Below are 12726 nucleotides of genomic sequence, written 5' to 3'. Positions count from 1 at the left end.
GGGCGGGCCGAGCGCGAGCAGGTCGCCTGGTCCGCCCTGCACGCCGAGGACGCCGGACTGCTCGAAGCCGACCCGCTGGCCTGGCTGCGCACCGGCCTGCGCGAGGCCCTCGCCGACGTCGACCGCCTCGCCGCCGACCGCTGCTGGGCCCAGGCCCGCGAGGCGTACGCGCTCGGCCGGATCACCACCGTCGAGGAGGCCGTCGCCGCCACCTGGCGCTGGCGGGACGCCCGCTTCCCCCGGCTGGTCCACCTGAGCGGCCCGTCCGGCAGCGGCAAGAGCACCTTCGCCGCCACCCTGCCCGGCGTCACCGCCCGGATCAGCCTGGACGACCTGCGCGCCGCCCGGGGCTCCCGCGCCGACCAGCGCCACAACCCCGAGGTGCTGCGCACCGGCCTCGCCCGGCTGGACACCGCCCTGGCCGACCCGGCCGCCACCGTCGTCTGGGACGCCACCTCGCTCAACCGCGAGCAGCGCTCCCACGTCCACGGCATCGCCCGGCGCCGCGACGCCCTGCTCACCCAGGTGGTGCTGCTGGTCGGCGAGCCGGAGCTGCTGCGCCGCAACGCCGTCCGCCCGCACCCGGTACCGCCCGAGGTGCTCACCGCCCAACTACAGCGCTACAGCCCGCCCTACCCCGGCCAGGCGCACCGCACCTGGTACGTCGGCCCGGGTGGCACCGTGGCGGACACGGCCGGCACGCTCGACTCAGAGGAGGACTGATGCGCCCCATCGAACAGGTCTGCCAGCGCATCCGCTGGGACGCCCGCTTCGACCCGGCCCGCTTCACCCTGGGTGTGCGCCAGCGCGACGACCGCACCAAGCGCGTCCCGCTGGAGGCCTTCATCGCCTCCGGCGAGATCCCCTGGCACCGGGTGCACTGGGTCGAGGCCGACGGCGTGGTGGTGTGGGACCGCAGCACCGGCGTGGACCTCCTGGACACCACCACGGCCGGACACCGCGCCGAACCGCGCCGACTGCCCGCACCGTTCTTCACCGCCACCACCCCGTACGCCTGGCGGCCGGACGGCGGCTGGCAACCCCGGCAGGCCGGGGGCGGCACCCCGACCGGGGACACCCTGCGTGTGGTCACCTGGAACACCCTGTGGGACCGCTACGACGCCGACCGGATCGACACCGACCGCCGCCGACCGCTGCTGCTCGCCGCACTGGCCGCCGCCGACGCCGACGTCATCGCGCTCCAGGAGGTCGAGCCGGCCCTGGTCGTCCAGCTGCTGGCCGAGCCCTGGGTCCGCGACCGCTACGCCCTCGGCGCCGACCCGGGCGGCCGCGACGTGCCCGAGTACGGGCTGCTGCTGCTCAGCCGCCTCCCCGTGCTGGAGGCCGGCCGGCACGTGCTGGGCCCGCACAAGGCTGTCACCGCCGTCACCGTCCGGACCGCCGACGACACGCCGCTCACCGTCGCCGCCGTCCACCTGAGCAGCGACCACTCGACGGACGGGCCCGCCCGCCGACAGGCCGAACTCGCCCGACTCGCCGAGGGCCTGGCCGGCGTCGAGGGCGAACTGCTGCTGCTCGGCGACTTCAACGACGCCCGCACCGGCCCGGCCGGCCCCGCCGCCGCCCTCGGACTGCACGACGCCTGGAGCGAGGTGCACGGCCCGGCCGACTCCACCCCCACCTTCGACCCGACCGTCAACCCGCTCGCCGCCCTCTCCTCGCTCACCGGCCGGCCCGGCCGGATCGACCGCGTCCTGCACCGCTCCGACCGGGCCCGCGCCACCACGGCCACCCTGCTCGGCGAGCGGCCGACCGCCGACGGCCTCCACCCCTCCGACCACTACGGCGTGGCCGTCGACCTCGCCCTCGGCGGCGGCGCCCCGCAGACCCTCGACGCCGCCCCCACCGCCCGCACCGCCGTCGCCTGGCTGCCGCCCGAGGAGCTGTGGCCGCCGATCCAGCGGCTGCGCGCCGCGTACGACCCCCAGCTGCGCCGCTGGCCCCCGCACGTCAACCTGCTGTTCGGCTTCGTACCGGAATCCGACTTCGACCGCGCCCTGCCGCTGCTCGGCGCGGCCGCCGCCGAGGCCGCCCCGTTCACCGCCCGACTGGAGGGCGTGCACACCTTCGGCCATCGCGAGGACGCCACCGTCTGGCTGGACCCGGCCGCCGCCGCGCCCGAACCCTGGGCCGCGCTGCGGCACGCCCTGGAGCGCCGCTTCCCCCGGTGCCGGGGCCACGCCGAGGGCTACACCCCGCACCTGAGCCTCGGTCGCAGCGACGACCCCCAACGGGTGGCCGCCGACTGCGCCGCCCGGCTGAGCGGTATGGAGGCCCTGGTGGGCGAGCTGGTGGTGCTCTCCCGGCGGGGCGACGAGCCGATGCGCCCGCGCGCGGTGGTCACGCTGGGGACGGGCGAGGTGCGCGTGCTGCCGGAGGAGCCGGAGGTGTCACTGCACGTCGAGTCGGCCGAACGCACGGCCGGCGCGGTCGAGTTGGCCCGGCGGATCGCCTCGGCGCTGCCGGAGGGCGTCGTGCACACCGTCGGCTCGCGCCGGCTCGGCTGCCAACTGGACGGCGGCGACCTGGACTTGGTGGCGGCCCTGCCCGGACCGGCCGACCTGCCCGAGGTGCTGGCCCGGGTGGCGGCCGCCCTGCCGCAGGCCCGGCGGCTGCGCGAGGTGCGCGGCGCCCGGGTGCCGGGGCTTCGACTGGAGGCGGACGAGCTGACCGTCGACCTGGCCGTGGTGTTCACCGGCATCCTCGACCCCGCCCAAGCGGTGCCCCGGCGCGCCGAGTTGGGCGAGGCGGCGGCCGTCGCACTGAGCGCCGTCACGGACGCCGAGGCGATCCTGGCGGCGCTCGGCGAGCGACACGGCCGCTTCATTCAGCTGGCCCGGCAGGTCAAGTCCTGGGCGCGGGCGCGTGGCCTGGACGGTGCCCCGTTCGGCCAACTGCCCTCGCTGGCCTGGTCGGTGCTCGCCGCCCGGACCGTCCTCGACGCCTCCGACGCCTCCGATACCTCCGACACCTCCGAGGACGACCTGTTCCAGCGCTTCACCGAGACCTGGGCCTCCTGGGACTGGCGCCAACCCGTCACCCTCACCGCCGAGTTCACCGATCAGCGACCCGCCCCACTGACCGTCCTCACCCCCTCCGCCCCCGTCCGCAGCTGCACCACCCAGGTCGGCCCGGACACCCGCGACCTGCTCACCGAGGAGCTCTACCGGGCCTGGGAGCTCACCACCGCGAGCCCCGACCCGTGGCCCGCCCTGCTCACCCCTCCCCCGCTGCACCGCCGACACGCCGCCTGGGCCGTCGTCACCGCCGACCAGGAATCCGCCGGCCCTGTCCGCGGCCGCCTACGCACCCTGCTCACCGCGCTCGAAGAAGCCGGCGCCACCCACCTCCACGCCTGGCCCCGCCCCTACCGCACCCGCGACGGCCGCACCCACTTCCCGATCGGCCTCGGCCCCACCCCGCTCCCCCGCCCCCAGCTCACCCCCATCGCCGCCGCCTGGTCCCGCGGCCTCCCCGGCGTCCACATCGACCACGTCGAGTGCGGCGCCGTCCCCACCCTCACCGGCCATGAGTAGACGGGACTGCCGTGGCGGCCCACCACGACCCGCCCGTGACGGGTCTGGTCGGGTTCCATGCCGACATGGCCGTCCCCGGCTTCGGCGGGGCCTGGCAGTCGGCGTCCGTGGCGCGCCAGGCGGAACTCGAGAAGCTCTACTCCAGGTTGCTGACCGGTACCGAGCCGATCGGCGCGCTGCCGACGAGCCCGTCGTGGGAGTGCTGGTTCAGCACGACGCGATTGATCACCCCGCCGATCAGTCGGCCTTCGACACCACCGGGACGCCCCCAGAACAGCACCGCGCCGTCGAACCATTCGAGCGGCAGCGCGAAACGCGTCGCCTCCCCGACCCTGCCGGAGCTGGTCCTCGGCGACCGTGACATCCGGTCCGGCTGTCGTGCGGTCAGGCCCGCGCCCTGCTCGACGCCCACACCGCAGTCGGCGGGGTGCCGGGCACAGGCTGGGACCTGCACGAATACCGCCATTCTGGTCTCACCCACCTCGGCGAGGCCGGGGCCAGCCTGCCCATGCTGATGGCGAAGTCCCGGCACAAGAAGCCGGAGAACGTGCGGCGCTACTTCCACCCCTCGGCGGAGGCGATCGCCGAGGTCACCAGCCTGCTCGCGCCCGGAGACAGCAGGCGCTGAGGTCTTGGCCAAGGCTGAAGCGTACGACCGAAACTCGTCGACTTCACCTATGCGGCGGGGTTCGTGGGCAGGAGCCGGGCGAGCCAGTCGGTGCGGGTTCGGTGGGCTGTGGCCGAGATGTGTGCCTGCGGGTACAGGGCGTCGAATCCGTGGAAGCCGCCTGCCCAGACGTGGAGTTCGGCCTGGCCGCCGGCCGCCCAGATGCGGGTGGCGTAGGCGGTGTCCTCGTCGCGGAAGACTTCGGCGGAGCCGGTGTCGATGTAGGTGGTCGGCAGGCCCGCGAGGTCGCCGGCCAGGGCGGGTGAGACGTATGCGGGTACCTCGTCGTCGGTGAGGTCGCCGAGGAGGCAGCGCCATCCGAATCCGTTCATCTCGCGGGTCCAGACGCCGGGCCCGTTCGAGTACTGGAGGCTGGAGGTGGTGGTGTTGCGGTGGTCGAGCATGGGGCCGATCAGGACTTGGGCGGCGATCGTCGGGGTGCCGAGGTCGCGGGCCAGCAGGGTGACGCCGGCGGCGAGGCCGCCGCCCGCGCTAGCGCCTGCGACGATGATCCGGGCGGGGTCGATGCCCAGTTCGGCGGCGTGGTCGGCGATCCAGAGCAGTCCCTGGTAGCAGTCGTCGACCGGGATGGTGCCGGTGGACTCGGGCGCGAGCCGGTAGTCGACGGAGACCACGACGGCGCCGAACTCGTCGAGCCACTCCAGCGGGATGTCGATCTGTGAGAAGCGGTCGCCCATGACCATCCCGCCGCCGTGCATCCAGTAGACGCAGGGTGCGGCAGCGGTGCGATCGCTGTTCGCGGGGCTGAAGACGGACAAGGGGATCGGGGTGCCGTCCGGACTCGCAACGGTGACCTCGCGCCGGTCGATAGCGCGACCTTCGAGGAGGGGTTCGACGGGCATCGAGGCGAAGGGGCGTACCTGCGCCAGCACTTCCGGGCTGAGCTCGGACATCAGCGGCATGTCGGCCAGGAGTTCACGCAGTTCGGGGTCGAGGGAGGGGCGTGCTGTGGTCATGGTCGTTGCCTCTCGTGGGTGGTGGCGGGACGGTCGGGCGAGGACGGGGGCCGCCTCGGTGGGCACCGAGGCGGCAGAGGCCGGGGGTGGGGTGCCGGCGGTCCGGCGGGTCAGAGGGCCGATTTGCCGCCGATCGGAACAAGGTCGGTGTACTCGGAGTCCTTGGCGAGCAGCGGGTCGATCTGCGCCACGATGGCCTGGGCGGTCTTGCCGGCGAAGACGCGGTGGTGGTCGTCCTCGCTGGTCCAGCCTTCGGCGACGTGGACGACGTCGGGGTCGGACGCGGAGCGGGAGACGAGGTAGACGAGGCAGTATTCGCTCGCGCCGGGGCTGCCCTCGTTCAGTCCGGTCAGCAGCAGGTCGACGAGCTGGTCGCCCATACCGGGCCTGGCGGTCAGGGTGGCGCCGAAGCCGTAGTCGGCAGTCATGGATTCCTTCTCTTCCTCTTCAGCGATGGAGTGCGGTGATTCCATTCAAGTGGGTTGAACTGCGGAAACGTTAGACCGATACTCTTTTGCACTTGCACGATCCTCGCGACTTTGGGAACCGCGGCGCGGAATGGTGCTGCAATGGACGCATGTACCTCGAAGAACTCCGCACCCTGCTGGCCCGCCATGCGCGGCCCGACTGGACCACCGCCGTCGACGGCGTCCTCATCTCGAAGGTCGACCGCCCTGATCCGCCGGCGCCTTCGATGTCCGGCACGCTCCTGGCGGTCATCGCGCAGGGCGCCAAACGCCTCGCCCTGGGTGAGAGGGTGTTCGAGTACGGACCCGGGCAGTACCTGGTCGCATCCGTCGATCTGCCCGTCACAGGGCAGTTCACCCGGGCCGACCCCAAGCAGCCGGCGCTGGGGTTCGGCCTCGTCCTGGAACCGTCCGCCATTGCCGAGCTGCTGCTCGAGGCCGGGCCCGGAGGCGCCCCCCCGAACAGCGGGGGCGCGCCGTCGGGGATCGCCGTCAGTGACGCTCCGGCCGCGCTGCTGGACGCGGTGGTCCGGCTGTTGCGCCTGCTCGACGAGCCCCGCGACCGGGCCGTACTGGCCCCGCTGGTCAAGCGCGAGATCCTGTGGCGTCTGATCACCGGCGAGCAGGGTGCGACGGTTCGCCAGCTGGGCCTGGCCGACAGCAGCCTCAGCCACATCTCGCGGGCCGTGCGCTGGATCCGCGAGCACTACGCGCAGCCCTTCCGGGTCGAGGACGTGGCGCGGCAGTCCGGCATGGGCGTCTCCGCCTTCTACCGCAACTTCCAAGCGGTGACCGCGATGAGCCCCATCCAGTTCCAGAAGCAGATCCGGCTCCAGGAAGCCCGGCTGCTGCTCGCCACCCATCCCGGAGACGTCACCGGAGTCGGCCACCGCGTCGGCTACGACAACCCGTCGCAGTTCAGCCGGGAGTACCGCCGCCAGTTCGGCGCGCCCCCCAGCCAGGACGCCGCCCGCCTGCGTCAGGCCGTACGTGCGCCGGCAGGTCTCCTGTCCTGAGCTGGTGCCCCTTCCGGAGGATCGTGCAAGGAACAGCGAGGATAGTTCTACTATCTCCGCAGGTCAGAGCGATTCAATGGGATTACCGATTCTCCCGTGGAGCAGGAAAATGCCTGCCCGCCCGAATGGATCCCACCACACGCAAAGGGGCACAACATGAAGACGGTTCTGATCACTGGTACCTCATCCGGGTACGGGCGGGAGACCGCCCGCTACTTCCACTCGCAGGGGTGGAACGTCATCGCCACGATGCGGACGCCGCGTCCAGACGTCCTTCCTGAGTCGGACCGGCTCCGCGTCATCGAACTCGACGTAACCAGGCCCGAGAGCATCACCGCGGCCTTCCAGGCAGCCGGGCCCATCGACGTCCTGGTCAACAACGCGGGCGTCCCATCGATCGGCGTGTTCGAGGGCACCCCCATGGCCCGGGTACGGGAAGTCTTCGAAACCAACACGTTCGGCGTGATGGCGGTGACCCAAGCGGTGCTGCCCCGGTTCCGTGAGCGCGGCTCCGGGGTGGTGGTCAACGTGACCTCGAGCGTGGTGCTGGGGCACATGCCGCTCACAGCCGTCTACAAGGCGAGCAAGATGGCCGTCGAAGGGTTCACCGCTTCCCTCGCGCTCGAACTCGCGCCCTTCGGCGTCCAGGCGAAGACGGTCGAGCCGGGCGCCTGCCTGACGACGAACTTCGCAGCCAACGCGGCCAACGCGGCGGACGGGGCACCGCTGGACGAACTGATCCCGGCGCCCTACGCGTCATGGGCGCAGAAGGCCATGGGCGACTTCACGGCGCAGGACCTGTTCACCAGGGAGAGCGACGTCGCCGAGACGGTGTGGCGAGCCGCGCACGACACGACCGGCCAGTTGCGATTCCCCGCCGGCCCCGACGCGGTGTTGCTCTCCCAGGCGAAGTGATCAGCCGGCGGGCACGGTCACGCCGCCCTGGACCCAGGAGCCGACCTCGCGCCCGCGCACGGGTCGGCTCACCGTCGGGCGCTCACCCCGATGAACGGGAACCTGACCAATGACGAGAAGCCGGACCGGTTCGCCTGGGCCGCGGTCACCGCCGGGACACCGCGTATGACCGGCCCGCCTGCCGACAGAAGGCGTACCGGGCACACTGGGCCGCCGAACGGATCCGCGAAGCCGTAAACAGCTCCGGTCGGTGTGACGGCTCCCGTACCCCTCTCCGGGGCCTGGCCAGCACAGACGCCTAGGTCAAGATGGTGGCGACCACGACGAACCATTCGTATGACGTCACTCGTGCCCGCAGCGCCGACGCCCCCTCCGCGGTCGCCTCGAAGTCCACCACCTCCACCAGCAGCTTCAGGAACGGCCTCACCGTGGAGAACCGGGAGACCAGCATCCGCCGCCACGCCTCGTCCGCGTCCGAGTCCAGGGGCGGAGCCAGATCGACCATCGCCGCCACCGCCGCGGCGAACTCCTTGCGCGGCTCCACCGCCTCGATCGCCTCCCACATCGCCGCCAGCGTCGCGACCTTCGGCGCGGTGATCTCCCCGGTGGAGGTGTCCACCTGTTCGGCGGTCTCCTCCAGCACCACCTGCAGCGCGGCGGCTCGCTTCGCGCCGGCCCGCGCTGAAAGATCGGAAACATTTCTTGCGCAGTTTTCATTGCGCAACTTTCCCTTCAGATCTACCGTGGAGGCATGGACCAGCCGCACCCCCCGCAGCACCCCGAAACCGAGCGGATCACCGACCTCTCCCGGCTCAAGGCCTTCACCAACCCGCTGCGCATGCAGCTCTACCGCCTGCTCTACATCTCCGGCACCGCCACCGCCTCCCAGCTCGCCGACCAGGTCGATCAGGCACCGTCACTGGTCAGTTACCACCTGCGCAAGCTCGCCGAGCACGGCTTCGTCACCGAGGCGACCACGCAGAGCAGCGACGGACGGGAGCGCTGGTGGCAGGTCTCCTCGGAGGAGGGCTGGGGTTTCCGCGAGTCGGACCTCGCCGGTACGCCGGAGGGTGCGGCCGCCGTCGGGGTGGTCACCCGTGGCCTGGTGGACACCCGCGTCGCCCAGTACCGCGGCTACCTGGACCAGACCTCCGCCTGGGGCACGGAGTGGACCGACGCCGCGTTCGGCGCCGAGTGGCTGCTCGACCTCACCGCCGCCGAACTCGCCGAGCTGGACGACGAGTTGCAGGCGCTCGGCCGTCGCTGGCGGCAGCGCGGCAAGGCGGCCCGGGCGGCCGGCGACACCGAGGGCCGCGAACACGTGTCCGTCCACCTGTACGGCTTCCCGTTCCGCCCCTGACGCCGCCCACCCACCGACTGGAGCCCGCCATGGCCACCTTGGAGACGACGCCGGCCGTCCGCCCCGCCGCCGCCGCTCACCGCGACCCGAACGTGCTGCGCTGGCTCACCGCCTACACCGCGTCCCTGGTCGGCGACAGCATCTACTTCGTCGCCCTCGGCTGGTCCGCCCAGCGCGCCGCCGGCCCCGCCGAGGTCGGGCTGGTGATGGCCGCCGGCGCACTGCCCCGGGCGGTGCTGATGCTGGGCGGCGGGGTGGTGGCCGACCGGTTCGATCCGCGCCGGGTGATCCTCGGCAGCGACAGCCTGCGCTGTCTGCTCATCCTCTCCGTCGCGGCCGCCATCGCCCTGACCACGCCCGCCCTCTGGCTGCTGGTGGCGGTGGCGCTGGTGTTCGGCGCCGTGGACGCCCTGTTCGTCCCCGCCGTCGGCGCCCTGCCGCCCCGGATCACCGGCCCCGGCCAGCTGGCCCGCGTCACCGGACTGCGCACGCTCGCCATGCGCGTCGGCCAGGTCGCCGGCCCGCCGATCGGCGGCCTGGCCATGGGCCTCGGCGGCCCGGCCACCGCCTTCACCGTCGCCGGCGCACTGTTCGCCCTCTCCCTGCCCTTGCTGCTGTCGGTCCGGATCAGTCCCCTCGCTCCGCCCCCGGAACACCTCGCCCCCGCCGGACGCAGGACGGCCCGCGCCGACTTGACCGACGGCCTGCGCTACATCCGCCGCCACCGCCTGCTCGGCCCACTGGTCCTGGTCGGCGCTGTCTGCGAACTCGGCCTCACCGGCACCCTCAACGTCGGCATGGTGCTGCTCAACGCCGAGCGCGGCTGGGGCCCCTCCGGCTACGGCCTGATCGTCGCCTGCTTCGGCGCGGGCGCCACCGTCGGCGCCACCCTGCTCGCCGTCGTCGGCCGACTGCCCCGGGCCGGTCTCACCATGGCCGTCACCCTGCTGCTGGGCAGCATCGGAGCGGCCGTCATGGGCCTGGTCCCCACCCTGTGGTCGGCTGCGGTGCTCGCCGCACTGGTCGGTCTGAACGCGGGCGTCTTCGGCACCCTGGACGGCGCCCTCGTCCAGACCACCGCCGACCCCGCCTACCTGGGCCGGGTCACCTCCGTCGTGATGCTCACCATGGTCGGCCTCGCCCCGCTCAGCTACCCCGTGGTCGGCGCCGCCATCGGCGCCTGGGGCGCCGCCCCGGTGTTCCTCGGCTGCGGCGCCTTCTCCTGCCTCGGCGCGCTCTACGCCCTGGCCTCCCGGCCCGTCCGGCGGGCCGAACTGCCCCGACGGTAGGGTCCTGCCGCAGGTGGAAGGGCTCGGACGCGATCGACCGGACGGGGCTCCCACGCCCACGACCATGGTTCCGGACGGGATCGAAGCCCCGCTCGCAACCGCCGACGGTTCGCCGGTGGTCGAGTGCTCGCCTCCCCCGAACGCCTCACCACGTGGGCAGCAGGAGGACGGGGCTCGTAGCTTCGCCGTGGCACTGGTCCGGCTCCCGGGACGCCTCCGCGGTGTGCGAACCCCGCGACCGGCCAGGCCACCGGCCGTGGATTGGCCTGCGACACCCGCTCCGTCCGGCACTAGCCTCGGTCTGACCACCGATCAACGGAGAACCCCCATGCACCCCGAACTCGCCGCCGACCTCGACCAGTTGCCCACCCTGCTGGAGGAGGCCCGACAGCGGGCCGTCGGCTTCCTGGCCGGCCTCGACGACCGGCCGGTGATCCCGCCGTCGGCCGACCGGCCGACCGCGACGGGGCCACTGCCCGAGGACGGCGGCGGGCTGCGGGCGGCGCTGGCGGAGTTCGGCGAGCGCTGGGAGCCGAGGCTGTCGGCCAGTGCCGGGCCGCGCTACTTCGGATTCGTGACGGGCGGGGCGACCCCGGCCGCCCTGGTCGGCGACTGGCTGACCGCGACGGCCGACCAGAACTCCAACTCCTCGCTCGACCCGGCCGGTCAGCAGTTGGAGCGCGAGACGGTCGGCTGGCTGCGCGAGCTGTTCGGGCTCTCCGCCGCGCACAGCGGCACCTTCGTCAGCGGCGCCACCCTGTCCAACACGGTCGGCCTGGCGATCGCCCGGGAGTGGCTGGGCGAGCGGCTCGGAGTGGACGTGGCCGAGGACGGAGTCGCGGCGCTGGGCCGGGTGCGGGTGCTGTCGGGCGGCGCGCACTCCAGCGTGTCCAAGGCGCTGTCCGTCCTGGGCCTCGGCCGCACCGCGCTGACCACCCTCCCCACCCTGTCCGGCCGGGAGGCGGTGGACGTGGCCGCGCTGGAGCGGGCGCTCGCCGAGGCCGACGGCCCGTGCGTGGTGGTCGCCAACGCGGGCACCGTGAACACCGTCGACTTCGACGACCTGCGTGCGGTCGCCGCGCTCCGGGAGCAGTACGGGTTCTGGCTGCACGTGGACGCCGCCTTCGGCGCCTTCGCCGCGCTCTCCCCGCGGCACGCGGAGCTGGTGGCCGGGCTGGACCAGGCCGACTCGGTCTGCGTGGACCTCCACAAGTGGCTCAACGTGCCCTACGACAGCGCCGTGCAGTTCACCCGCCGCCGCGACCTCCAGGCCAGGGTCTTCCAGAACGCCGCCGCCTACCTCGGCCCGGTCGGCGACCACCCGGACCTGGTGCACCTGACACCGGAGAACTCCCACCGGCTGCGCGCTCTGGCCGCCTGGTTCACCCTGCGCGCCTACGGCCGGGCCGGCCACCGGGACATCGTGGAGCGCTGCATCGCCGGCGCCCACGCGCTGGGCGAGGCGATCGGCGCGATCGACGGGCTGCGCCTGCTCGCCCCGGTACGCCTCAACGTCGTCTGCTTCACCCTCGCCGAGGACCCCACGCCCGAGCGGCTGGCCGCCCTCGCCGCCGGGATCTCCGACCAGGCCTTCCTCACTCCGACCCGCTACGCCGGTCTGCCCGCCCTGCGCGCGGCGTTCAGCAACTGGCGCACCACGGAGGCGGATGTCCGGCGGACGGCCGCCGCGCTCGCGACGGCCGTCCGCCCCTCGGAGTTCGCCTGACCGGCTCCCCGCCTCAGGGCCTAGTCGTACTTCAGACCCGACGAAGTACTGCTAAGGATGCGCCCCGCCCGCGTACCCGCCCCGCGAGGAGTCCGTCAGGCTCGCCATCAGCTCCGCGTGGGCGAGGTTCAGGTACCGCAGCGCCCGCCAGCGGGGGTTGTGGCCGGGGTGCTCCCGGAAGCCGTCGGCCGTCTCGCACAGCCGTTCCCACCACAACATCACGTCCTGGCGCAGCCGTTGGACCTCCCCGGGCACGTCGACCCGGTCGTCCATCACCACCTCGCTCCAGACGAGCAGCAGGTCGCCGAGGTGGATGCAGTCGCTGAGGGTGATGTCGGCGAGGCGTTCGGCCGCGAAGCGGGCGGCGCTGCCCTCGGGTTGGGCCTCGACGACCTCGCCGAGACGGGCGGACAGGAAGGCCCGCAGCGGGGTCACGTCCTCGTGGTGCAGGTCGTCGGAGAACTCCAGCAGTTCCCTGGGCCGGTAGTCGGCAGCCATCGTGCGGTGCTCCCTCGGTTCGGATCAGCACTCGGGTCTACGCTCGGGTCTACGCTCGGATCGGCGCGGGGACCAGCACTCGGATCAGCACTCGGATCAGCACTCGGATCAGCGCCAGATGACGGGTCGTCACATCCCGTCGCGTCCCGACCCTAGACCGCCGGCCGCGCCCGCCACCGGCGATTCCGCGAATCCTCATCTTTCGGGGTCAACCAGGCGTCAACGGCGCAACACACCTGCCGTGCCTTGCCCTT

Annotated in this window: 11 protein-coding genes and 2 pseudogenes; 8 read left to right on the top strand and 5 right to left on the bottom strand. The window is 73.0% G+C overall.

From position 1 onward, the window contains the following. Both BG452_RS16460 and BG452_RS16455 read left to right on the top strand, forming a co-directional pair. Positions 1 to 723, top strand: a 723-nt coding sequence (locus BG452_RS16460; RefSeq protein WP_188305046.1) for an AAA family ATPase, incomplete at its 5' end; no start/stop codon positions are given. Continuing rightward, positions 723 to 3557, top strand: a complete 2835-nt coding sequence (locus BG452_RS16455) for an RNA repair domain-containing protein (protein WP_188305045.1) — start codon at positions 723 to 725, stop codon at positions 3555 to 3557. The genes BG452_RS16460 and BG452_RS16455, both read left to right, overlap by 1 nt. Positions 3558 to 3693: 136 nt before the next feature. On the opposite strand, the gene BG452_RS16450 is transcribed toward BG452_RS16455, so the two are convergent. Then, positions 3694 to 3969: a hypothetical protein gene (locus tag BG452_RS16450; protein WP_188305044.1), complete on the bottom strand. Its 276-nt coding sequence runs from the start codon at positions 3967 to 3969 to the stop codon at positions 3694 to 3696. On the opposite strand from BG452_RS16450, the pseudogene BG452_RS16445 reads away from it, so the two are divergent. Next, a pseudogene (locus BG452_RS16445) lies at positions 3928 to 4185 on the top strand (hypothetical protein); the annotation flags it as partial. The gene BG452_RS16450 and the pseudogene BG452_RS16445 sit on opposite strands and share 42 nt — an antisense overlap. Positions 4186 to 4232: 47 nt before the next feature. Here the strand turns inward: BG452_RS16445 and BG452_RS16440 are convergent. Both BG452_RS16440 and BG452_RS16435 read right to left on the bottom strand, forming a co-directional pair. Next, entirely contained in the window at positions 4233 to 5201 is a 969-nt protein-coding gene (locus tag BG452_RS16440; RefSeq protein ID WP_188305043.1) for an alpha/beta hydrolase, read from the bottom strand. 110 nt (positions 5202 to 5311) lie between these two features. Next, positions 5312 to 5629 carry a putative quinol monooxygenase gene (locus tag BG452_RS16435; RefSeq protein WP_188305042.1) on the bottom strand — a complete coding sequence of 106 codons (318 nt, stop codon included), beginning with the start codon at positions 5627 to 5629 and terminating at the stop codon, positions 5312 to 5314. A 149-nt stretch (positions 5630 to 5778) separates the two neighbouring features. Between BG452_RS16435 and BG452_RS16430 the strand changes: the two genes are divergently transcribed. Both BG452_RS16430 and BG452_RS16425 read left to right on the top strand, forming a co-directional pair. Beyond that, a complete protein-coding gene (locus BG452_RS16430; RefSeq protein WP_188305041.1) occupies positions 5779 to 6684 on the top strand; it encodes an AraC family transcriptional regulator in 906 nt (301 codons plus the stop codon). A gap of 156 nt (positions 6685 to 6840) precedes the next feature. Then, positions 6841 to 7599, top strand: coding sequence for an SDR family oxidoreductase (locus tag BG452_RS16425; protein WP_188305051.1), 759 nt, complete (start codon positions 6841 to 6843; stop codon positions 7597 to 7599). A 349-nt stretch (positions 7600 to 7948) separates the two neighbouring features. On the opposite strand, the pseudogene BG452_RS16420 reads toward BG452_RS16425, so the two are convergent. Continuing rightward, positions 7949 to 8278 (bottom strand): annotated as a pseudogene (locus BG452_RS16420) (Tn3 family transposase); the annotation flags it as partial. 72 nt (positions 8279 to 8350) lie between these two features. Between BG452_RS16420 and BG452_RS16415 the strand changes: the two are divergent. The 3 genes from BG452_RS16415 (at position 8351) to BG452_RS16405 (ending at position 11974) form a co-directional block, all read left to right on the top strand. Next, positions 8351 to 8959: an ArsR/SmtB family transcription factor gene (locus BG452_RS16415; RefSeq protein WP_188305039.1), complete on the top strand. Its 609-nt coding sequence runs from the start codon at positions 8351 to 8353 to the stop codon at positions 8957 to 8959. Positions 8960 to 8988: 29 nt separating this feature from the next. Next, positions 8989 to 10248 (top strand): MFS transporter, encoded by a 1260-nt coding sequence (locus BG452_RS16410; RefSeq protein WP_188305038.1) that lies wholly within the window; start codon positions 8989 to 8991, stop codon positions 10246 to 10248. A gap of 328 nt (positions 10249 to 10576) precedes the next feature. Next, positions 10577 to 11974: a pyridoxal phosphate-dependent decarboxylase family protein gene (locus tag BG452_RS16405; protein ID WP_188305037.1), complete on the top strand. Its 1398-nt coding sequence runs from the start codon at positions 10577 to 10579 to the stop codon at positions 11972 to 11974. A gap of 51 nt (positions 11975 to 12025) precedes the next feature. Here the strand turns inward: BG452_RS16405 and BG452_RS16400 are convergent, their stop codons facing one another. After that, positions 12026 to 12472, bottom strand: a complete 447-nt coding sequence (locus BG452_RS16400) for a hypothetical protein (RefSeq protein WP_188305036.1) — start codon at positions 12470 to 12472, stop codon at positions 12026 to 12028. Positions 12473 to 12726 lie beyond the last annotated feature (254 nt).

The sequence above is a fragment of the Streptomyces sp. CBMA123 genome (assembly GCF_014596465.1).
GTDB lineage: Bacteria > Actinomycetota > Actinomycetes > Streptomycetales > Streptomycetaceae > Kitasatospora.
Note: the sequence above shows the minus strand (reverse complement) of the source record. Positions and strands in the feature narration are given on the sequence as shown.